Source organism: Anaerococcus sp. mt242, assembly GCF_016798225.1.
GTDB lineage: Bacteria > Bacillota > Clostridia > Tissierellales > Peptoniphilaceae > Anaerococcus.
In genome coordinates this window covers 14765-38366 of the sequence record NZ_JAEUYX010000011.1, presented here as the reverse complement: position 1 = coordinate 38366, position 23602 = coordinate 14765, and the positions used below count along the sequence as shown (strand labels likewise).

Here is a 23602-nt window from a genome sequence, read left to right as displayed (position 1 = left end):
AATAATCTTATGAAAGAAGATCGATTTAATATTATAGAAAAAGTAAATAAAAATAAGTATGTCAAAAAAACAAAAAAGTCATTAGTATCTCTAATTTTTTCAAGAGCCGGTGTATTTTTTGTCCTGATTATGTTGCAATTTGGAGCAATGGTTTATCTTTATAAACATTTAAATATAGACCCTACCGTTTTAATTGGGGGAGATACTGTATTAAGTACTATAGTTATGCTTGTAATTTTAAATATGGATTCTATAAATGAATCTTACAAGTTATCATGGTTTATGCTAATAGCAATATTTCCTTCTTTTGCAACCATGGTATTTTTGCTGGCATACTTAAGTATTGGTTATAAAAAAGAGCAGAGAAAAATCATGGAGATTGAGAAGATTTCTAGGAAATATCATAATCGCGATATTGACATGATCGATAGCCTAAAAGAAACTGACCGTGAGCTATACAATATGCAAAATTATTTTTATGATCTAGGTGGATTTGTCCTTTACGAAAACACAGCTACCAAATATTATCCCGTAGGTGAGGATATTTTTGCTGATATCCTAAAAGCTATAAAAAATGCCAAGGAATTTATATTTATTGAAATTTTTATAATTGACTATGGCTACATGTGGGGAACTATTTTGGAAGAACTTGTAAAAAAAGTAGAAGAAGGTGTAGAAGTAAGGCTACTAATAGATGGGACAAATCTTTTAACTAGAGTAAAAAATGATTTTCCAAATGAAATGGAATCTATGGGGATTAATTGCCGAGTATTCTCTCCACTTATGCCAGTTATGTCAACTTATTATAATAACCGTGACCATAGGAAAATTTTTGTAATAGACAATGAATATGCCTTCACTGGCGGTATAAATTTAGCTGATGAATACATTAATGTTTTTGAAAGATTTGGCCATTGGAAAGATTGCGGGATTCGCTTAAAAGGCCAAGCTTGCGAATCATTTACAGTAATGTTTTTACAAATGTGGAATGCAGTTGGAGATGATATAGAAGATTTTAGTCCATATTTGCCAAGGAAAATGGCAATAGATAGTGAGGGGCTAGCAATGCCATTTTCAGATAGTCCCATGGACACCGAATTTTATGGAAAAAATTCTATAATTTCTTTTTTAAATAATGCAAAAGAGTATGTCTACATTATGACCCCATACTTTATTGTAGAAGATGAAATAGTAAATGCATTCTCAAATGCTGCAAAAAGGGGAGTAGATGTAAGATTATGTCTACCTCACATACCAGACAAAAAAGTCGCCTTTGCCTTAGCAAAAACCCATTACAAAACATTGATAGGCAATGGGGTAAAAATATTTGAATATACACCAGGTTTTTCCCATTCAAAAGTGTGGTTAGCAGATGATACTTATGGTTTTGTAGGAACAATAAACCTAGATTATAGGGCCCTTTATTTAAATTTTGAATGCGGAGTATGGATGAAAGACACGGCAGCCCTAGTGGATATAAAAAGCGATTTTGATATATTTTTTAACATAGCAACAAAAATTACAATGGAAGATGTAGTAAACATGCCAATTGCAACAAAAGCAGTAGGCAAAATAGCCAAACCCTTTGCTACATTGTTTTAGAAAAGAGCACATAGAGTGCTCTTTTTTCATTTTCAAGATAAGGTTTGCATGTTATAATATAAATTATTATTAATATGTAAGGAGAGAGTATGTTTAAGAAATTTTCAAGGCTAGGACAAGCTTTCATGCTGCCTATAGCAATACTTCCAGTTGCAGGTTTGCTTTTAGGGCTTGGTGCGGCTTTATCAAATGATGCATCTATTGCAGCCTTTCCATTTTTAGGAGCTAGCTGGCTACAAACAATTTTTTCAATAATGTCAGCAGCTGGAAATGCAGTTTTTGCTAATCTGCCTTTAATTTTTACAATAGGGGTTGCAGTTGGTCTTGCAAATGGAGATAAGGGTACTGCAGGTTTGTCTGCAGCAGTGGCGTATTTAGTATATGCGGGAACGATTGCAGTACTATTAGAAAACTTTTCTTCAAAGGATGCAAGTATTGACACTGGTGTTTTGGGAGCATTGGTTATTGGATTAATTGTTACAACTTTGCATAACAAATATCGTCAGATCCAACTTCCAGAATTCTTAGGCTTTTTTGGGGGAAATAGATTTGTGCCTATTATTTCTGCTCTATCAGCTATATTAATAGGAATTGCTTTTTACCTCATATGGCCACCAATTCAAAATGCACTAGAGCAAGTAGGAGAGTGGATAGCAAATCTTGGTACGATTGGATCGTTTTTTTATGGTTTCTTTTTAAGATTAACAGGTGCAGTTGGTCTTCATCATACAATTTATCCATTATTTTGGTATACTTCTTTAGGTGGTACAGAAACAGTAGCAGGAGATTTAATCTCTGGGGCCCAAAATATATTTTTCGCTCAATTAGCTGATCCAAATCATATTGGATTATACACAAGAGGAACTAGATTTTTTGCTGGAAGATTTGCAACTATGATTTTTGCTTTGCCGGCAGCTTGCCTTGGTATGTATCATTCAATACCTAAAGAAAATAGAGCTAAAAACAAAGGATTTTACTTAAGTTCAGCTTTAACATCATTTTTAACAGGAATCACAGAACCAATTGAATTTTCATTTTTATTTTCTGCTCCTTGGCTATATGTGATCCATGCATTTTTAGATGGGGTATCATTTTTTGTAGCTGACCTGCTAAGCGTAAGGGTAGGAAATACTTTTTCTGGTGGATTGATAGATTTTATTTTATTTGGTCCTTTACAAGGAAATGATAAAACTAATTGGATAAGAGTCATTCCAGTTGGTATTATTTGGGCATTAGTTTATTATTTTCTATTTAGAACTCTAGTAAGTAAATATAAAGTAGCTGTTCCTGGAATGAATGTAGAAATGAAGAATCAAAGAGAAAATGTAATAACTGAGAATAATTCTGATTTAGGAAACATTTCTGTGCAAATAATAGATGCGCTAGGTAGTCAAGAAAATATAGAACATGTTACAGCTTGTGCAACTAGATTAAGAGTTACTGTAAAAGATAAGACAAGAGTAGATCATGCAGCACTAAAAAATCTTGGAGCAACAGCGGTAGTTGATGTTCAAAATGGTGTACAAGCAGTATTTGGTAATAAGGCGAATATCTACTCATCTAAAATAAATGAAATTTTAGGAACAGATGATTAAATTTATAAAGACCATATTCTTTTAATAGAGTATGGTCTTTGTATTTGAAAAATATACAAATAATGCTATAATTATATCAGTGTATGGCGGAACACAAAACACTTATTAGGAGGCAAATGATTTGTTTGAACTTAATCCAAACTCTGAGACACCTCTTTATTTGCAAATTGTAGAACAAACGAAGTTGGCTATTGCCAAGGGATATTTTTCAAATGGGGATAAGTTTCCGTCTGTTAGGGAGCTTTCTCGTGAGCTTTTGATAAATCAAGCGACCGTTTCTAAAGCATTTAGAGAGTTGGATCGACAAGGCATTATTGAAACTAAAGCCGGAATAGGCACTTTTATTTGTTTTGATGATGAGAAGATAAATAATAGAGTAGATGAGATAAATAAAAAACTTCAAAATGACTTAATTGAGGCAAGATACTTAGGGATTACCCTAAATGAAGTTATAAGTATGTATGAAAAGGCGGGTGATTATAGTGATCGTTGAGGCAATAAATATAAATAAGTGCTTTGATAATAGAAAAGTTTTAGAAGATGTATCCCTAAATTTAAAAAAGGGTCAAATTACTGGTCTTGTTGGCAGAAATGGTTCTGGTAAAACTACTCTTCTTAAAATTTTAGCAGGGATTTATAGCGCTGATAGCGGCAAATTTAAAATAGATGGAAACTCTTTGGCTATTAATCCAAGAACTATTGAAAAAATCGCCTATTTACCTGATAGATTTGATTATTTTAACTACGATAAAATTAAAGAAATCCCGGGCTATTATAAGATTATTTATCCTAGATTTGATGAAAAGTTTTTTACAGAAGAAATAAGTAAATATGATTATAATCTAAATCAAAATGTAAGAAATTTATCAAAGGGTGAGAAAAATCTTTTGGGTTTAATTACAATAATTGCAACAAATGCTGAAGTACTGCTGGTAGATGAGATATTAGATGGGATGGATGTAATAAATAAACGTCACATCATCGAATATTTGCTTGATGCCAGGGATAAGGATTGTGCAGTTTTTGCTTCAAGCCATGAACTAGCTGGCTTAAGTGGGATTTGCGATGAAATACTTTACTTATCTAAAGAAGGTCATCTAACAACAACAAATGCGGATGAAAATAAAAATATAAACAAAATTCAAATTGTTGTAAAAAAAGATTTGCCAGGAGAAATTAGGTCTAGGTCAGTAATTATTTCACATATTGGTAGGGTCTATAATATCTTAATTGATATGGAGGAGAAAGATCTTTTAAAATTATTAGATTCTCCTGAGATTGTTCAATATGATAGGCTTGAGATGAAAGTAGAAGATTATTTCTATTTGGAAGAAGGAGCTAAATAATGAGTGATTTAAAAAAATTATTTAAACTAGTTTGGAAGAGGTTTTCTGTATGGATTATCCTTCTGACAATCCTCACTCTGATGCTAAATGGACTTAGTGCCCGAGAGCAACTTGACCGATACCAAGTCATGGTAGAAAGGACTGTTGATGGTATGGCAAATGATTTGGGTGAAGATATTCCAAAAAGGGATGGAAAATTTGATAAAAAATATATCCAAGCATCAGATGAAATTTTTGAAAAATTTAAGAAAAAGTATGACTTAAGTTTTTCTGGTCCTGATGAATATGGTTATTATCCAGCAGATTATGAGGGTGATGATAGAGACTATGAGCTGATGAATCAAGCATCGGTTTATATGCAGGCTAAATATTTTATATCTGAAAAAGGCATAAGCCGAGAATATTATAAAACTAATTTATTTGCTCCTATTATGTTTTTTGTAAGTGTGATAGGATTTCTAATCACGTCAATGGAACAATCCTTCCCTTATTATGAATTTACAACTATGTTACCATGGAAAAAACGTGATGAAGTATGGATGAAAGCTTTAATTGTCTTTGCTTTAGGATTAGGATTATTTATAATAAATTTACTTACCAGCTCACTTATATTAAGTGCATCTAATTTATCAAATATTGTAGGCAATCCAAGTATCGGAGAATTTGCAAGCAAATTTATTCTAACCATGTTAGCAACTAGTATATTAGTTGTATCAACGGGAATGATTGCTGGAAACTTCCTAGGCCATATTGGTATGATGATAGTTGCCCTGGGAGGATTAGAGCTTATTTGGCAAAACATTAGGGTTATAATATCAATATTTAATCAAAACTTTAATGAAAATCCAACTTTTAATATAGACCAAAAATATGAAAGCTTCATGGAAAAAGTACCTGCAATTGCTAAGCCCTTCATTTCTATAACCTATACTAAGGATGAATATGCATATTTGTTTGGATTTTTATTAGTATCAATTCTTTGGGCAGTTTTGGCATATTTTGTTAGCCAAAAATTAAGCGGTGAAAAATCCGGATATATGATTATTTCAAATCCTATAGAAAAAATTGTTAAAGTATTAGGCATATTGAGTTTTACAAGTTTATTCTACATTATAATATCAGAGACAATTCTTGTATCAAGTTCAATTATGCTAGCTTTAGCCATTTATGTACTTGGTCTCTTGATTAGCATAAAACTATTTGATATTCTATTTAAGATAAGACTTAAATTTTAAATTTCAAGGAGTATATATGGCAAAAGATAGATTGACTTGGGATGAATATTTTATGAACCTTGCTATCACAGTTTCCCAAAGAGGGACCTGTGATAGGGCTTATGTGGGTTGTGTAATAGTAAACAATGATCACAGAATAGTCACAACTGGGTATAATGGTTCTATAAAAGGCAATCCACATTGTGATGAAATAGGGCATACCATGCGTGATGGTCACTGTATAGCAACCATCCATGCAGAAATGAATGCACTTTTATATTGTGCCAAAGAGGGGATATCTGTAAAAGATTGCATTTGCTATGTAACTCATTTTCCATGCCTTAACTGTACAAAAAGTTTGATACAAGCAGGTATAAGTAAGATTTATTACAGTGAAGCTTACAGGATGGATGAATATGCAGTAGAGCTTTTAAATCGCAATAACATTGAATTTATCAAGATTGAATTGCCATAAATATTAAATAGGAGCAATTATGAACTATAGTGAAGATAATAAGCAATACCACATAGGGGTAGATGCTAGCGATATAGGAAAATATGTAATCCTTCCAGGCGATCCAAAAAGATGTGAGAAAATTGCAGCTCACTTTGATGATGCAAAATTAGTAGGAGACCGCCGTGAATATGTCACTTATACAGGATACTTAAATGGTGAAAAAGTTTCTGTTACATCTACAGGCATCGGAGGTCCATCAGCGGCTATTGCCATGGAAGAGCTTACAAAAATCGGAGCTCACACTTTTATCCGTGTAGGTACTTGCGGTGGTATGCAGAAAAATATAAAAAGTGGAGATATAGTTATTGCAAATGCTGCCATTAGAGCAGAGGGTACTAGCAAGGAATACGCTCCCATAGAGTTTCCTGCAGTAAGCACATTTGAAATCACATCTGCTCTTAAAAATGCAAGTAATAAGTTGGATTTAACTAGCCATGTAGGAGTTGTTCAGTGCAAGGATAGTTTTTACGGCCAACATGAGCCAGATAAAATGCCAATTTCCTATGAACTTGAAAATAAATGGAATGCTTGGCTTAAAATGGGAACTCTAGCAAGTGAAATGGAATCAGCAGCACTTTTTACAGTTGCAAACTACTTAAATGTTAGATGCGGCTCATGCTTTTTAGTAGTAGCTAATCAGGAAAGAGAAAAAGCTGGACTAGAAAATCCAGTAGTACACGATACAGAAATGGCTATAAAAGTAGCAGTTGAAGCTTTAAGAGAATTGATAAAATCAGATAAGAATAAGTAAAAAAAGATAGGCACTTATTGCCTATCTTTTATTATTTAATTAATTACGCTCCCCGCTTAGGGGTGAAGTTTGCGGGGTGGTTTGGAGGGGATATCGGAACTTACTTAAAGTGGCCCTCCAATTTTTGATGTATTATTTAAAATAAATATTGCTTGAGAATTTTAAATGATAATATTTAAGAGAGTTTTTATTCAATTTCTTCAATCTCTACATAATCTAGCATATCGATAATCAAATCACGATCTGGTAAGTCTAGGACCCTAGCATTGCTAATTTATTTGATATATTTAATAAGAAAATATAAGGAAAACTAAAATAGTGACTGGTTAATATTTTTAAGTTAATCAGTCACTATTTTTATATAAAACTATAATTTAGGCGGATAGCTAAAGTTTGCAAACTTGGTAGAGAAACTCCATAGATCTGATTGAATAGAAAAAATTATTATATATTTGAGTAAAATCACTATATAATTGACAGGTGTTATAAGCTGTTATATACTGTTATAAAGGAGAAGATAAAATTGAAAATTATTATAAAAAATGGTTCTCCAATACCTATTTATGAACAAGTAAAAAATGCTATTAAAGATGAGATTCTACAAGGAAATGTCTCTCCAGGAGAGAGGCTTCCATCTGTAAGATCTCTTGCTCGAGAACTTTCTATATCTATTTTGACTGTAAAAAAATCCTATGATGAGCTGGAACTTGAAGGTTTTATAGAGTCAAGGCAGGGTCTTGGAACTTTTGTAGGAAATTATGATCCTAAGCTTAAGTTTGAAGAAAAGCAAAAAAAATTAGAGGAATCTCTATTAAGTGCCATTAGTATGGCTAAAGATATTGGAATGACAAAAAGTGATTTAATTAAAGTGTTGGAATACTTATATGAAGGAGATTTTAATGACTGATAAGATTGTTGCTAAAAATCTGTCTAAAACTTATCCAAAGTTTATTCTTGGACCAAATGATTTTGCTATTAAAAAAGGATTTGTCACTGGATTCATTGGTAAAAATGGTATGGGAAAGACAACTACGATCAAAGCCCTATTATCATTGATAAATTATGATGGAGAAATATTAATTGATGGACAAAGTATAAATGATCTATCTTACCTTCAAGATGTAGGTCTAGTTATGGATGATTCTTTTCTAGGCAAAGATTGGACATTGAAACTAGTTAACAAAGCCATGTATGTGGGATACAAAAATTGGGATTCTGATAGTTATTTTTCTTATCTTGAAAAATTTGGACTTGAAAAAGAAAAAAAAGTATCAGAACTTTCAAGAGGGATGAAAATAAAACTTATGCTATCTATTGCCTTCTCTCATCAGGCAAAAATTCTTATCCTAGATGAACCTACCAGTGGTTTAGATCCTGCCATGAGAGATGAGCTTGTGAATATAATTTTAGAATTTATGGAAGATGATCAGAACACTGTCTTATTTTCAACCCATATAACCCAAGACCTTCATAGGATTGCAGACTATATTATTTTTATAGACGATGGAAAAATTGTATTTGAAGGTACTAAAGATGAATTTTATGAAAAATTCTTACTTATCAAGGGTGGAATTAACGATTTTGATAAAATACGAAATTATAAAATTTTTGGAGTGAAGACTACTAAAGTTAACTTTGAAGCTCTGGCTCTAAAGGAGGATTATGAGTCTAATCTTGACTTATTGGTAGAAGAGCCGAGCATTGATGAAATAATGATTTATTATGGGAGGAAATAATGGATATTAAAAAATTAATAAAACTAGATATAATTTCAATAAAACCATATTTTACCTTAAAGAACTTCATTATAATGACTGTCTTAGCACTTTTTTATATGGAACTTATGGATAGTCCTAATGTAATGATGTCAATTACTATGATATTTGCTATGATTTTTTCATCATATCCGTTCTTAGTTGGCGAAAACTCAGGTATTGATGGTCTATACAGGATTTTTTCCATAGACTGTAAGGATGTAGTAGTTGGCAGATATATTTTAGCAGGTCTTCTTTATATAATGACAAGTTTAATAGGTTTAATTTTTTATTTAATAATTACTTTAATAAAAAATATTCCAATGAATATTGATATATTAATTACTCTTGCTATCAATTTTGTTGTATATGCGGTAGTTACAGCTCTTCAGTATCCTATATTTTTCAAATACGGCTATACTAAAGCAAAAACTTATGCTCTAATGCCTATATTCATTATAGGAATTATAGCTATGTCTTTAGGATTCTTTATAAAAGACTTTAAGCAAATCCTCAACTTTTTAGAACAAAATAAATCCATAATCTTAATAAGTATTATCATCTTAGTTATAGTTATTATTTTTATATCAATTAAGCTGGCAATTAAATCTTATATGAAAAGAGACTTTTAAAATAATAATCGTCCCTAGCCAATTAAAGGCTATAGGGACGATTATTTCATTCCAATTCTTCAATTTCTACATAATCAAGCATCTCTATTATTAAATCACGATCTGGCAAGTCTAATACCCTAGCTGTTGCTGATGCTGCTGCTACAGCCATTCTGTAAGCTTCTATTGGATTGTTATCTTTTGCCATATTTGCTAAAAATCCTGCAATCATTGCATCACGACAAGCCACTGTACTTATTATTTCTCTGCCATCATCAATTTGATTTGATTCGTAGACCTTATCTCCTGAAAATAACATAGAGCCATTTGCTCCATAAGAAATTATTACGTTTTTAGCTCCCATTTCTAATAATTTCTTGCCGTATGGGATATAGTCTAATTTGTTTTTAATTTCTACACCAAATATTTTTGATATATCATAGCCATTTGGCTTAATTAGAAGTGGTTTTTTTTCTACCATATTTATAAGATATTGGCTAGGTACATCTGCAACAAAATCCGCTCCATTTGCATTTGCAACTGATAAGAGTCTATCATAGATATCTTCATCCATATTTTCTTGCATAGGAGGCACTGATCCACCAAATATAATAGTATCTCCTTCACGAACCCTAGCTAAATAATATAAAAGCTCATCGACTTCTTCTGAAGTGATATTTGGTCCTGGGAAATGAATAGCAGTTTCTCTTTCATCTTCATAAATTACTACATTTGTACGGTTTACACCTTTCATTTCTACAAAATCGGTAGTAATATTTTCTTTTTGTAACCAATCTTTGATAAATTGACCTTGAAATCCCCCTACAAATCCTGTTGCAATTGTAGGTATTCTTAAGGAAGAAAGGACTCTTGATACATTTAACGCCTTTCCTCCAGGTAGGGTGCGTTCGCTTTTTACATAATTTTTCTCTCCAAGTTCTATTTGGTCAAGACCGACATATAAGTCTATGGAGGGATTTAGGGTTATAGTATAAATCATTATTACTCCTTAAATTTTAAGCGTTCTTATACATTCAATTATTTCTTCCATGTGCATGCCGTGGCTACCTTTTACAAAAACTAGGCATGATTTTGTAATCAGTTGTTTTAGCTTATCGCACACATCTGCTTTGTTTTCAAAATAAAATAAGCGACTTTTTGGGAAATTTTCCATAGCTCCCTTATACATTTCATATGAAAGTGGTCCATAAAATAGGCAGTAATGAATTTCGTTAGGGTCGATATTTGTACCTGATTTATAGTGGAGCTTCTTCTCATCATCACCAAGCTCTAGCATATCTCCCAAAACTACAATTTTATTTTTATAACCCTTTAGGGTGTATGTTGTATTTAGCCCTGTTAAAAGCGCTTGGGGATTTGATTTGTAAGAGTCATCTAGGATATCAAAACCATCAAGCTCCAAAATAGCTGATCTATTGTGGCTGCCTTTTACCTTTTTAAGGCCATCTTGGATTTGCTTTTCATCAAGTCCTAAAAGCTTAGCAATCATTACTGTAATTCCACCATTATAAATTTGGTGATCACCTAAAAGTGGGACATTGTAATTAATTTCCTCATGTTTAAATTCTACCCCAGAATTGTTGTTTTCTACTGGGGTGATGACAAAATCTGATTTTTCATCTGTCCCAAAAGTCATAACTTTTTGTTTTAAATCATAACTTGGAACTACTTTTGCTAGTATTGGGTCATCCAGATTGTAGACAAATATCCCATTATCGGATAATCCCTCGGTAATTTCCATTTTTGCTTTTGCAATGCCTTCACGTGTCTTTAGATTATGAAGGTGGCTATCGCCGATATTTAAAATCATAGCAATATCTGGTTTTGCAATACGAGTTGTAAGAGCAATGTCGCCAAAATTGTCTGTACCAAGCTCAATAATACCTATTTCAGTTTCTTCATCTAAGGAAAGAATTGTCTTTGGCACACCAATCTCATTATTTAAATTACCCATTGTTTTTTGAACTACATATTTTTCTTTTAAAGTAGATTCAAGTAAATCTTTTGTAGTAGTTTTGCCATTTGATCCAGTGATTCCTATTATTTTGATGTCTAATTCATTTCTGTAGGCTGTGGCAAGGTCTCTTAGGGCCTTTGCAGTGTCAGCTACTTTTATAAATGGTATTGTAATATTTTTATTAATCTCAAAATCATTATCAATAATAAATGCAGCAGCTCCTTTATTTTCACATTCTTTTATAAAGATTCTGCCATCAAAAACATCACCAATAAGGGGGATATATAAATTTGCAGGGCTTATAGTTCTAGAATCTGTAGAAATTCCTTCTATAAATAATTCTTTTTTAGATGGGTCTGAAATCTCTCCATCAATCATATCTGCTATATGACCTAAAGTTCTTTTAATCATTGAAATCTCCTAAATCCATCTTCAATTAGTTTATCAAGGACAAAATCAAATGACTCATCATACATATCCATGGCAAGTCTTGCAAAAAATGAAGTAGGGGTAAAACCTGGGAAAGTATTTATTTCATTTATATAAAACTTGTGGTTTTTTGTATAGAAAATGTCAACCCTTGCAAATCCTTCACAGCCTACCGCCTTGTAGCATTCTTTGGCAAAGTCTATGGCTTCGTTTTTATAATTTTCTTCCATTTCATAAGGGATTTGTGCGACAGTCTTTGTATCAAAATATTTTGCATCATAGTCAAGGAATTTATGATCTGTGATATATGCAGCAGGCACTGATGCATCAAGCTTATCACCTTGTCCAATAATGGCAATTTCTATTTCTTGACCATCGATTAGTTCTTCTACCAAGGCTTTTTGATCGTATTTTAATGCTTCTATAATAGCATCTTTTAATTCTTCTTTACTTTCTACCTTACTAACACCAACAGAAGATCCATTTGCTGATGGTTTTACTATTAATGGCAATCCTATTTCAGATACACATCTATTTATAAAATCATCATCAAAACCTTCTTTATAAGTGTAAAGATATTTTGCTTGAGAAAGGGCATTTTTTTCAAATATATCATTGCTAGTAACCTTATCCATACAAATAGCAGAAGAGAGCAATCCATTACCTATATAAGGAAAATTTATACAGTCTAAAAATCCTTGGATAGTGCCATCTTCTCCATATGTTCCGTGGATGGCTGGGATAATTATTGTATCAGCTGGATCAAAGTCTTTTAAAAAACTTAAAAAATCTGCAATAGATCCAGCAACATTTGTATCAGTTTGTTGAACTAAGTCAAATTCGTCCTTTGTATCTATAGTATTAAAAGCTTTTGAGAAAGCTCCATTTTTATCAATATATACTATTTTTGTATTATATTTATTTTTATCTAAGCTATTGCTAATGTTAAGAGCACTTCTAAGAGAAATATCATGTTCACTAGAAGGGCCTCCACAAAATAGAATTACGTTAATCATCTAACACTCACTTTCATCTGTAATTAATAAAATTTTACTACATATAAAAAAACTGGGCAAATATAGGGGACTTAAAGTACAAGTATTTATCAAATTGTAACAATTTGTTACCTATTATTTATATAAAAATCAATTTATTTCGGAGAAAAATTAAATTATTAAGAAAAAACTATAGAGAATTTGCTAAATAATACAATTTGTATAAATAATCTAAGGATGAGATTAAGGGGAAAGTCTCATAAATATTGAAATATACGCATTTAGGTATACAAACTTTAAAAAATAAAAAAATATTAAATCTACATAATTTACACACAATTAGCCTGTATAATAACACTTGTACAAACGAAGTTGTTAACATTTTGTAACCTTTGTTACAAACAGCTTGTAAACTTAAACTTAAAAGAAAACTTAGCCATAAAGGCGATTGAAAGGATATTATACATGTTTAACTTAAAAAAATACGCTATTGCAGCAGCATTAGTAATTCCAACAGCAATTGGATTTGGAGCAAAAGATTCTCACGCGAGTAAACTTGCAATTAATAAAAACCTTGCACAGGGTGTAAACGTAAGAACAGAAGCCAAAGAAGGCGACAATGTTATTGGCCTTATCGATGATAAAGAAAAATCTTACGAAGTTCTTGGCAAAGAAGGAGATTGGACAAAAATCGAATTTAACGGCAAAGAAGCATTCGTAGTTTCAAAATGGTTTGTAGAACTTGAGAACACAAAACTAGTAGCAGATGCTAACTTTAGAGATGCAGCTAAACTAGACTCAAATGTAATTGATGTTTTAAAAGCTAACACAGAAGTTGAAGTACTTGGTCTTGCTGATAATGGTTATGTAAAAGTAAGAGTAAATGATAAAGAAGGATATGTTTACCACGATCTTTTACAATCATTTAGACAAGTAAGAATTGAAAACCAAAAAGCTCAACAAGCTAAGGCTCAATCAACAAACAATAATAACCAAGCTCAAGCACAAGCACAAAGCCAAACTCAAACTCAAACAACAACACAAACATACCAACAAGCTCCACAACAACAATCTTACCAAGGTTCATCAAGCTGGGCTAAAGAATGGATTGCTCAAAGAGAAAGTGGCGGTTCATACTCAGCTTACAATCCAAATGGTGGATACTACGGAAGATACCAATTAAATCCATCACTAGTACCATATGGTGCAAGCCCTGCTCAACAAGAAGCAGCAGCAGATAACTATGTAGCTCAAAGATATGGTTCATGGGAAGCTGCACAACAATTCTGGGCATCTAATGGTTGGTATTAATCAATAAGAAAACATTAAAGATTACCATTTTTTGGTAGTCTTTTTTTATCTAAAAAATTTTTTACACAAACTTTACAAATAAATGATATAATTATTATATATAGACCAGTATGTTAATAAATGCTAGGGGGAAGAATGGATAAAGCTAATAGTGTAAAGAATAAATTAATTAAACTTTGCAATGAAGATAAGATACAAACACTTTTTTTCGATGAGGAAAGTGATACACTTATTATTTTAGATTTAGAAACAATTGAATATAAGGGTGTTTATATTAAATACCGAGATAATGAAAGTATCATCGAGATTAATACAGCAACAAACTCATTAAAAGTAAATAATAATGGAAAGATTTCAAGAGGAAAGATTGACCCAATTATTAGCAAAAATCTTGATAGGGTAGCGGTTGAGAAATTTAATGTCAAAAAACTAGATGAAGATTATTTTACTGACTTAAAAGAAACTATTGATGATGAGATTAGTGAAATTCATGATGATAAATCTAGGGAAGTTTACCAAACTGTAAGAGAAACTTTAAAAGAAGTCCATGACAAAAACTATGATAAAGATTTTATAATTGGGCAAATGAAAAAGTTTAATATCATTGAAAAAAAAGACCACTTCAATCTTGAAAGATATGTAGGGGCAACAAAAGTAAAATATAATTCAGCAAAAAATAAAATAACAGTAAGAAATGACTACAACTTTAAAGAAAAATTTGAATTTAAGGATGTAGTTTCTGATTTTAATACAGGTGCATTTTTGGAAATAGTTAAAAATTATTATCACAAAAGGGCATACGATAAGAGAAGATTAAGTCTAGATGATGCCTTTATAGACCCATACCCAGTGTTTACTCACACAGCTGCTCTGGGAGATAAGGATAAAGGCGTAAAGGAAGAAGAAAATAATTAATGTTATCTTTACCTTGCTTTTGGATATAAATTATATATCACAAAAGAATTAGAAAAGAGGTAATATGACTAATCCAATAGTTACATTTGAAATGGAAAATGGAGATATAATCAAAGCTGAATTATATCCTGAAATAGCACCAAACACAGTAAATAACTTTATTTCACTCATAAATCAAGGTTTTTATGATGGACTTATTTTTCATAGAGTTATAAAAGGATTTATGATCCAAGGGGGTGACCCTGAAGGAACTGGCATGGGTGGTCCAGGTTATGGAATTAAAGGTGAATTTTCTTCAAATGGTTTTAAAAATGACTTAGCCCATGAAGCAGGAGTTTTATCGATGGCAAGATCTATGATGCCAAATTCTGCAGGTAGCCAATTTTTTATAATGCACAAGGACAGCCCTCATTTAGATGGTGACTATGCTGCTTTTGGTAAAGTTACAGAAGGTATGAATGTGGTAGATAAAATTGCTGAGAGCAAAACTGACAGATCTGATAGACCAGTTGATGAAGTTAAAATTCAAAAGGTTACTGTTGATACCTTTGGTGAAGAATACGAAGACCCAGAAAAAATGTAAAAAAAGATGCGAGTAGAAAATTCTACCGCATCTTTTTTATTGGTCTAATGGCTTGCCGCAATTTTTGCAAGTTTTTCTAAAGTAATCCTCTCTTTTTATATGATGATCACAGTGGGGACATTTAAAGTATTTTTTCTCGATTATAATTGAGACTGTAAATATAATTAGAAAAATTATTATTGAATGCCATGATAGTCTTCCCTTGTTTATAAAATCAAATATTAAAATAGCAAGGCCAATAAAGCCTAAAATTAGATTTAATTGGCTAGCTTTTTTTAAATCCATTTATAGCTCCTCTATCGAAAATCAATCAAAATTTAGAAATGTCTTTACCACAGTGTGGGCAATATTTTGCTGGTTTTAGTAAATAATCATTAATTAGACCATTGCAATATGGACACATATTAGCAGCAAAATACAATATGAAACCAACTACAGTAAGTATAATCGCAAGAACTATATTCCAAGTGATATTCGTAGCAAAGGGATTATTAAAGGCGAAAATTAAAACCAAAGCTACAATCCACAGGTCTATAGATACTAGGTTATAGTGTTTTCTTTTCATAATTAGCTCCTACAAATTGTCATATTTTTCAAGCAATTCTTCTAATACATCTATTCTTTGCCTAATATTTTTCCCTTCGTCGGTGTCTTTCATAAGCATCCTAGGGTGGAGGACTTCTACTTCTTTTATGTTTGGTCGGTAAGAGCTTACTCCATCGGTGATGGACTTGTAATTATTATGTTCAGCAAGAGAAACGGCATGAGAATTAAAGACTAGGGTGTAGCCAGCAATCCCAGTTTTTGCTTGATATGGTTTTGATATGCCCCCATCTATTACATATAGTTTTCCCTTTGCTTTTATCGGCAATTCTCCTTTTTTAGTTTTTACAGGTACATGGCCATTTACAATTCTTCTGCGTGGACCGGTTACTTCGAATTCATCTAGAATCATGTCTACTATTTCTTCGTTTTCAGATAGTTTGTAGTATAGGTTATAGATCTCTTTTCTTAGTTCTTCTTCTGCAATGAAGATATTTTCAAAGTATGAGAACTGAGATTTGCCAAATAATGGTGACTGCTTGCCGTAAAATAAATACCAAACTACATCTAAAGACTTTTCATCTTTCTTGTAAAACGCAGACCTTGCTATCTCATCAAATTTATCAAATAGTGCTTTACCAGCATAATTTTGACCCCGGATTTCAACATCTGTAAATGTTCCATCTTCATTTAGAGGGATACATCCGTGAAATAGCAATGATCCATTTTCTATTTTATAAATGGCCCCGTTTTCATATAAAAACTCAATATGGCGGTTAAGTTTTGTTCCACGGCTAAAATCTAAGGCAAGTGCCTCTATTACGGCTTCTTCCGTTTCTGTTAATTTTAATGGGTCTTTTGGGTCGACTGTTGGGAAATTGCTATCTTTTAGTGGGGCACCCTTATATGTACTATTTTCAAAATCAATTATCTTTAAGAAATTTCTATCATCCATATTAAAATCTGGATTTCTTTCTATTAGTTTGCCATCAAGCTTGTAACGGATAATAGAAATTGCCTTAAACATTTTTGCGGCTATTTCAGAACTAATGTTGTCATATAGATTAGTATCAAAAATCCTTGGCATAAATAATTCGCATGGGTCATCTTTGTAGGTTATAATTGCAAATTCGTAAAGGGGTCTAAGATTTATACCATAACCATCTTCTAACATATCAAAATTGTTATATGAAATTGCATTTGCTATACAGGCTGCCACAAGGGCCTTGTTGCCAGCAACTGCTCCCATCCACTCAACATCATGATTTCCCCACTGGATATCTACATTTGGAAAGGTTAATAGTTCATCCATAATTATTTGTGGGGAAGGGCCACGGTCATAGATATCACCAACTACATGAAGTTTATCAACACTTATCCTTTGGATCATGGTTGTGATTTTTATGATGAATTCTTCTGCAGCATCGTATTTTACTATGTTTTCTATTAATTGATCATAGTATTCTTTCTTATTAAACTCAGAATCGTTGGTGTATAAGAGCTCATCTACTATATCAGTAAATAAATGGCCAAATTTTTTCTTTACATAATTTTTTGCATATTTGGTAGAAACAAATCTAAATAAACTAATTAGCCTATGAATAGTTATTGTCAAATAATCGTCCGTAAGCTCTCCTTTTAAGTCCATCTGATGTAGGACTGCTTTTGGATTATAAATCAATTCTGCAAGCTTATCCTGCTCTTCTTTTAAAAGTGTATCTCCAAAATGAATAGAAGTTTTTTCCCTAATATTTCCAGAAGCTGATTTTAAAAGTTGCAAGAATGCTTGTGCCTCGCCATGGACATCAGAAAAAAAGTATTCTGTGCCTTTTGGCAAATAAAGCTTAGCATTTAGAGAAATTAATTCGTTTCTAATGTCAGATTTGCTCGGATAATATTCTTTTAAGAGTTTAAAATAATTTTCGACCATGACCCACCTCGATTTTATTTATTTTCTTTTTTTATATCATCAACCTTTATCTCGGTAAATTGATTTTTATCAAATACTTTTGAATCCTTTTCTTTTTTTATTTTATTTGCTTCATCTTCGCCGTAGATTTCACCATTTTTATCAATGTTTTCGTATGAAATCTTGTTAGTAGCTTGTTTTTTATCTGCAAGTGGTTTTGAGTTTTTGATGGTATTTTCATTATTATCATCACTTTCAAAAACCATTTTTGTATCACTTTCTGGTGCTTTTTCTTCCTTATTTTTGTTTATAGATTGTGTTTTTGTTTTGTTTTTATTGTTTGATTTTGTTTTTGTGGATGCTTGACTTTGTTCTTCTTTATTTGCTTGATCAGTCTTTATTACTTTGATTTCTCCAGTATTTCCAACTACATCATTTAGTCCGATAGCCTTGCTATCTGTACTTATTTTTTCTACTTTTTCATCTTCAAACTCTATATAATTATTTGGGTTTGTAATATTATTACTATTAGTATTTTCTGCTTGGTATAGACCGCGTGTTTTTGCAATCAATCCTAATAATGAATTTAAAACCAAGAGTCCATTTAGAGCAAAAAATACAAATATAAGATTTGTTGTTAAACTTCTAAAAGTTATGTAAACAAATGCAGTTATTGCTAAAAATAATAAGGCAAATACAAAATTTGATAAGTGGTATTCACCAGTATCTCCAGCCTTATAAATGTGTCTAGTAATTATGAAATTAACTACAAAAAGTAAGGCGAGGATAATAATAAATACTGGTTTTACAATGCCTGCAGATAGTCCTTGAAAACCCACTAAGTCTAGTATTGACATTAGTAAATTTGTATCTACCAAGATAGTAAATCCTATTCCTAATAAAAATATTATAGTAACAAGTGTTCTAAAAAATCCTGTTATTAAACTAAATAATTTAACTGTATCTCTCATACTTCCTCCATTGGTCTAATTATAACATAAATAAGGACGTATTTATAAGGAAAATTAACTCGCAAAAGATAGAAATAATACGTATAGTAATAGTAAAGTGAGGTAATTTATGGATTTTTATGAAGTTTTAGGAAAAAGAGTTTCTACAAGAAAGTTCTTAGATGAAAAAATATCTGACAAAGACATTGAAAAACTATTAGATGCAGCCAATAAAGCTCCAATAGGTATGGGGACTTATGATGAGTGTAGACTAACAGTCGTTAAAGATAAGTCTTTTATAGAAGAAATAAGTAAAGAGTATATGGAAAAGAAAGACAAAAAATCTGATCCACTCTTTAATGCACCTTTGTTAATTATTTTTTCATCAAGCAAAGAAAATGATTTAAGATTTCAGGATGCAGGCTGTGTTTTAGAAAACATATCACTTGCTGCGACAAGTTTAAACCTTGGTTCTTGCTATATAAGAGGTACATTCCACAATCTAGGCAAGGATGGTGCTTATATTGAGAAATTAAATCTGGATGATGGTTTTTCTCCGGTGGCAGGCATAGTTATAGGCCATACAGAAAGTGAACTAGCTGGAAAAGAGCATCACATTCCTACAAATTTCATTTAATTAAAAATAAGTAAAATGAGATTTGACAAACCATAGCTTTGTATAGTATAATTAAGCATTGCTAGAAATCTATTAAAGAAAGATTTTTATTCGTTCATGAGGCTAAGATATTTGTGTATTTTTAGCCTTTTGTGTTTTTATAAAGATAAGGAGTTTTTAATTAATGGCCCAATATCACAACGAGATGTTTGGAAGAACTGAAAGAGTGAGTTTTTCTAAATTCCCTCAAGTCTTAGATCTACCTAATTTGCTAAAAGTTCAAAAAGATTCATATGAGTGGTTCCTTAAAGAAGGTCTTGGAGAAATTTTAGAAGATATTTCCCCAATTGAAGATTACAATGGAAATTTAATCCTTGAATTTGTTGGATACGAATTTGATGATGAAACAAAATATACTATCCAAGAATCAAAATATAAGGATACAACCTATTCAAGAGACCTTAAAGTTAAGGCTAGACTTATTAATAAGGAAACAGAAGAAGTAAAAGAGCAAGAAGTTTTCATGGGAGATTTTCCTATGATGACAGATTCTGCAACTTTTGTAATCAATGGTGCAGAAAGGGTAATAGTTAGCCAACTTGTTCGTTCTCCAGGAGTTTACTATGCTGAAGAAACTGACAAAGCAGGAGATAAATTATATTCTTCAACTGTAATCCCAAATAGAGGAGCTTGGATTGAGTTTGATACAGATGCAAGTCATACAGTAAACGTGCGTCTTGATAGAACTCGTAAACTTCCAGCTACTACTCTAGTACGTGCACTTTTATTTGAAACTGATGATGAAATTATAAATGCACTTGGAGATACAAAACACCTTAGAACTACTCTTGAAAAAGAAAATTCTGAGACTAGTGAAGAAGCTTTAATTGAAATTTATAGAAAATTAAAACCAGGAGATCCTGCAAGTTTAGAATCTTCTCAAAATCTTATCAACAATCTTTTATTTGATGATAGAAGATATGATTTGGCAAAAGTTGGTAGATACAAATACAATTTAAAACTAGCTTTATGGCCAAGAATTGAAGGAAGAATTGCAGCAACTGATGTTATCGATGGCGAAACAGGAGAGCTTTTCATAAAAGAAGGCGAAAGAATCGATCGTGAGACATCTATTGCAATTGAAAATGCAGGTATTAATTCTGTTGATATCAAAAAAATAAACAATGATGGTGAAGACCAAGTACTTAGAATAGTTGGTAACCACTTTGTAGATATCACTTCATTTGAAGAACTAGATGATGTAGATTATGACATTGATGAATTCTCAGAAAAAGTTTATTATCCAGTGATGAGAGAAATTCTTGACCAATACGACAGTGCAGAAGAAATATTAATTGCAATGAATGCTCGTAAAAAAGAATTATCTCCAAAAAATGTTACAAAAGCAGACCTACTTGCAATTGTAAACTATCAATTTAACTTATTTGAAGGCATTGGTGAAGTTGATGATATCGACCACCTAGGTAACCGCCGCGTAAGAGGTGTTGGAGAATTATTACAAAACCAATTTAGAGTTGGTTTAGCTCGTATGGAAAGAGTTGTACGTGAAAGGATGACAACTCAAGACCCAGACCTTGCAACTCCTCAAGGACTTATCAACATCAAACCAGTAACTGCAGTTATAAAAGAATTCTTTGGTAGTTCACAGCTTTCACAATTCATGGACCAAACAAATCCTATGAGTGAGCTTACACACAAAAGAAGATTATCAGCTCTAGGACCAGGTGGTCTATCAAGAGATAGGGCAGGGGTAGAAGTTCGTGACGTTCATGATTCTCACTACGGTAGAATCTGTCCGATAGAAACACCAGAAGGACCAAACATAGGACTTATTACTTCCCTTACAACTTATGCAAGAATTAACAAATATGGATTTATCGAAACTCCATATAGGGTGGTAAAAGAAGGCGGAGTCGTAACTGATGAGATTGACTATCTAACAGCAGATACAGAAGATAATTACATCATTGCCCAAGCCAATGAACCACTTGATGATGAACATAGATTTATCAACGAAAGAGTATCAGGTCGTGGTTTTAGGGGTGAAAATGATATTTACCCAAGAGAAAAAATCCAATACATGGACGTTTCTCCTCAACAGATCGTATCTGTAGGTGCATCACTAATCCCGTTCTTAGAAAATGACGATAGTACTCGTGCACTAATGGGTGCCAACATGCAACGTCAGGCAGTTCCACTACTTAAAGCCGAAGCTCCAATTATCGCAACAGGTATTGAACACAGAGCAGCAAAAGACTCTGGAGTTTGTGTAGTATCAAGAAATGCTGGAGAAGTAGTTTATGTTGGTGATAACCAAATCAAAGTAAAAAGAGATTCTGATGGCGAAATTGATGCTTACGAATTATTAAAATTTGAAAGAGCCAACCAAGGTACAACTATCAACCAAAGACCACTTGTTAGAAAAGGCGATAAAGTAGAAGCAAATGAAATCCTAGCAGATGGACCTTCTACACAAAATGGAGAACTTGCCCTTGGTAAAAATATCCTAATAGCCTTTACCACATGGGAAGGTTACAACTTCGAGGATGCCATGCTTCTTAACGAAGAATTAGTAATCGATGATGTACTAACATCAGTTCATATAGAAGAGCACGAATGTGAAGCTCGTGAAACAAAACTTGGTGCTGAAGAAATTACAAAAGATATTCCAAATGTCGGCGAAGACATGAAGAAAAACCTTGATGAAAACGGGGTTATCAGAATTGGTGCTGAAGTAAAATCAGGCGACATCCTAGTAGGTAAAGTATCTCCAAAAGGAGAAACAGAACTATCACCGGAAGAAAGATTATTACGTGCAATCTTTGGTGAAAAAGCTCGTGAAGTACGTGATACCAGCTTAAAAGTGCCACACGGTGAGCAAGGAATCGTCGTAGATGTTAAAGAATACAACAAAAAAGATGGAGACGAATTATCTCCAGGTGTAAATAAAGTTATAAGAGTATATGTAGCTACAAAAAGAAAAATCATGGTTGGGGACAAAATGTGCGGTCGTCACGGTAACAAAGGGGTTGTTTCTCGTATACTTCCAAGAGAAGACATGCCATTCTTACCAGACGGAACACCAGTACAAATTTGTCTAAACCCACTTGGTATCCCAAGCCGTATGAACCTTGGACAAGTACTTGAAGTACACATGGGACTTGCAGCAAGGACAATGGGCTGGAAAGTTGCTACACCAGTATTTGATGGGGCAATGGATACAGAAATCGAAGATGCACTTGAAGAAGCAGCATTAAAAGCTCCATATATCAACAAAACAGGAAAAATTGAACTACGCGATGGTAGAACAGGCGAAAGCTTTGAAAACCCAGTAACTGTTGGGGTAATGTATATGCTAAAACTTCACCACATGGTAGAAGAAAAAATTCACGCTAGATCAATTGGACCATACTCACTTGTAACCCAACAACCTCTTGGTGGTAAGGCACAATTTGGTGGACAAAGATTTGGGGAAATGGAAGTTTGGGCTCTGGAAGCATATGGTGCAAGCCACACACTTCAAGAAATCCTAACTGTAAAATCAGATGATGTTACAGGCCGTGTAAAAACTTACGAAGCTATCGTAAAAGGTGAAAACATCCCAGAACCAGGTACACCAGAATCATTTAAAGTACTTGTAAAAGAATTGCAATCACTTGCCCTTGATGTAGAACTTCTAGACCAAGAAGGAAGTGTGATTGAGCTAAAAGAAAATGTCGATGAACAAGACAGATTTAGCCAAGTAGATAAAATAGACGCATCAAAAATTAAATCCCAAACCAGATCACTAACACAAAATTCAACTACTGATACTTCAAATGTAGACTCTGAGCAAGTAAGTGTCCCAGATGAAGAAAATGTAGAAACAAGCGATGATATCCTTGTAGAAAATGAATTTGAAAGTTTATATGAAGAATCTGACAGCCAAGGATTTAGTATCGAAGAATTAGAATAGGGAGATT

General features: G+C 32.5%; 22 protein-coding genes. 15 read left to right on the top strand and 7 right to left on the bottom strand.

Going from position 1 to position 23602, the window contains the following annotated elements:
- Positions 1-9 precede the first annotated feature (9 nt).
- The 10 genes from JNO63_RS05855 to JNO63_RS05810 all read left to right on the top strand — a co-directional run bounded on the left by JNO63_RS05855 (position 10) and on the right by JNO63_RS05810 (position 9411).
- Positions 10-1602, top strand: a complete 1593-nt coding sequence (locus JNO63_RS05855) for a phospholipase D-like domain-containing protein (protein WP_203127568.1) — start codon at positions 10-12, stop codon at positions 1600-1602.
- 89 nt (positions 1603-1691) lie between these two features.
- Positions 1692-3197: a PTS transporter subunit EIIC gene (locus JNO63_RS05850; protein ID WP_203127567.1), complete on the top strand. Its 1506-nt coding sequence runs from the start codon at positions 1692-1694 to the stop codon at positions 3195-3197.
- 121 nt (positions 3198-3318) lie between these two features.
- Complete coding sequence (locus tag JNO63_RS05845; protein ID WP_203127566.1) at positions 3319-3690, top strand: GntR family transcriptional regulator; 372 nt, start codon at positions 3319-3321, stop codon at positions 3688-3690.
- Positions 3680-4543 (top strand): ATP-binding cassette domain-containing protein, encoded by an 864-nt coding sequence (locus JNO63_RS05840; protein ID WP_203127565.1) that lies wholly within the window; start codon positions 3680-3682, stop codon positions 4541-4543. Before JNO63_RS05845 ends, JNO63_RS05840 begins: the two co-directional genes overlap by 11 nt.
- Positions 4543-5778 (top strand): hypothetical protein, encoded by a 1236-nt coding sequence (locus tag JNO63_RS05835; protein WP_203127564.1) that lies wholly within the window; start codon positions 4543-4545, stop codon positions 5776-5778. Before JNO63_RS05840 ends, JNO63_RS05835 begins: the two co-directional genes overlap by 1 nt.
- A gap of 16 nt (positions 5779-5794) precedes the next feature.
- Positions 5795-6232, top strand: a complete 438-nt coding sequence (locus tag JNO63_RS05830; protein ID WP_203127563.1) for a deoxycytidylate deaminase — start codon at positions 5795-5797, stop codon at positions 6230-6232.
- A gap of 19 nt (positions 6233-6251) precedes the next feature.
- On the top strand, positions 6252-7025 hold the full coding sequence (gene udp / locus JNO63_RS05825) for a uridine phosphorylase (protein WP_203127562.1): 774 nt from the start codon (positions 6252-6254) through the stop codon (positions 7023-7025).
- Positions 7026-7548: 523 nt separating this feature from the next.
- Positions 7549-7932, top strand: coding sequence for a GntR family transcriptional regulator (locus JNO63_RS05820; RefSeq protein ID WP_203127561.1), 384 nt, complete (start codon positions 7549-7551; stop codon positions 7930-7932).
- Positions 7925-8761, top strand: coding sequence for an ABC transporter ATP-binding protein (locus JNO63_RS05815; protein WP_203127560.1), 837 nt, complete (start codon positions 7925-7927; stop codon positions 8759-8761). The genes JNO63_RS05820 and JNO63_RS05815 overlap by 8 nt, the downstream gene beginning before the upstream one ends.
- Entirely contained in the window at positions 8761-9411 is a 651-nt protein-coding gene (locus JNO63_RS05810) for an ABC-2 transporter permease (protein WP_203127559.1), read from the top strand. The genes JNO63_RS05815 and JNO63_RS05810 overlap by 1 nt, the downstream gene beginning before the upstream one ends.
- Before the next feature lie 46 nt (positions 9412-9457).
- Here JNO63_RS05810 and JNO63_RS05805 read toward each other — a convergent pair whose 3' ends face one another.
- The 3 genes from JNO63_RS05805 to JNO63_RS05795 are packed head-to-tail and all read right to left on the bottom strand — an operon-like array spanning position 9458 to position 12813.
- Entirely contained in the window at positions 9458-10390 is a 933-nt protein-coding gene (locus JNO63_RS05805) for a 1-phosphofructokinase family hexose kinase (protein WP_203127558.1), read from the bottom strand.
- 9 nt (positions 10391-10399) lie between these two features.
- The gene (locus JNO63_RS05800; protein WP_203127557.1) at positions 10400-11779 is read right to left on the bottom strand and encodes a UDP-N-acetylmuramoyl-tripeptide--D-alanyl-D-alanine ligase; all 1380 of its coding nucleotides are present in this window, start codon (positions 11777-11779) and stop codon (positions 10400-10402) included.
- Positions 11776-12813, bottom strand: coding sequence for a D-alanine--D-alanine ligase family protein (locus JNO63_RS05795; RefSeq protein ID WP_203127556.1), 1038 nt, complete (start codon positions 12811-12813; stop codon positions 11776-11778). The genes JNO63_RS05800 and JNO63_RS05795 overlap by 4 nt, the downstream gene beginning before the upstream one ends.
- Before the next feature lie 444 nt (positions 12814-13257).
- Here JNO63_RS05795 and JNO63_RS05790 point away from each other — a divergent pair, with 444 nt between their 5' ends.
- From JNO63_RS05790 to JNO63_RS05780, 3 genes are all read left to right on the top strand, one after another.
- Positions 13258-14103: an SH3 domain-containing protein gene (locus JNO63_RS05790; protein ID WP_203127555.1), complete on the top strand. Its 846-nt coding sequence runs from the start codon at positions 13258-13260 to the stop codon at positions 14101-14103.
- Positions 14104-14238: 135 nt separating this feature from the next.
- Positions 14239-15018: a hypothetical protein gene (locus tag JNO63_RS05785; protein WP_203127554.1), complete on the top strand. Its 780-nt coding sequence runs from the start codon at positions 14239-14241 to the stop codon at positions 15016-15018.
- A gap of 64 nt (positions 15019-15082) precedes the next feature.
- Positions 15083-15601, top strand: a complete 519-nt coding sequence (locus JNO63_RS05780; protein WP_203127553.1) for a peptidylprolyl isomerase — start codon at positions 15083-15085, stop codon at positions 15599-15601.
- Positions 15602-15637: 36 nt separating this feature from the next.
- Here the strand turns inward: JNO63_RS05780 and JNO63_RS05775 are convergent, their stop codons facing one another.
- Genes JNO63_RS05775 through JNO63_RS05760 form a run of 4 tightly spaced genes read right to left on the bottom strand, consistent with a single transcriptional unit; the run spans position 15638 to position 19024 of the window.
- Positions 15638-15886, bottom strand: coding sequence for a hypothetical protein (locus JNO63_RS05775; protein ID WP_203127552.1), 249 nt, complete (start codon positions 15884-15886; stop codon positions 15638-15640).
- 25 nt (positions 15887-15911) lie between these two features.
- A complete protein-coding gene (locus JNO63_RS05770; protein WP_203127551.1) occupies positions 15912-16166 on the bottom strand; it encodes a hypothetical protein in 255 nt (84 codons plus the stop codon).
- 9 nt (positions 16167-16175) lie between these two features.
- Positions 16176-18074: a fructose-1,6-bisphosphatase gene (locus tag JNO63_RS05765; RefSeq protein ID WP_203127550.1), complete on the bottom strand. Its 1899-nt coding sequence runs from the start codon at positions 18072-18074 to the stop codon at positions 16176-16178.
- 14 nt (positions 18075-18088) lie between these two features.
- The gene (locus tag JNO63_RS05760; protein WP_203127549.1) at positions 18089-19024 is read right to left on the bottom strand and encodes a hypothetical protein; all 936 of its coding nucleotides are present in this window, start codon (positions 19022-19024) and stop codon (positions 18089-18091) included.
- A 109-nt stretch (positions 19025-19133) separates the two neighbouring features.
- On the opposite strand from JNO63_RS05760, the gene JNO63_RS05755 reads away from it, so the two are divergent.
- Both JNO63_RS05755 and rpoB read left to right on the top strand, forming a co-directional pair.
- Complete coding sequence (locus JNO63_RS05755; RefSeq protein WP_203127548.1) at positions 19134-19640, top strand: nitroreductase family protein; 507 nt, start codon at positions 19134-19136, stop codon at positions 19638-19640.
- A 163-nt stretch (positions 19641-19803) separates the two neighbouring features.
- On the top strand, positions 19804-23595 hold the full coding sequence (rpoB, locus tag JNO63_RS05750) for a DNA-directed RNA polymerase subunit beta (protein ID WP_203127547.1): 3792 nt from the start codon (positions 19804-19806) through the stop codon (positions 23593-23595).
- Positions 23596-23602 lie beyond the last annotated feature (7 nt).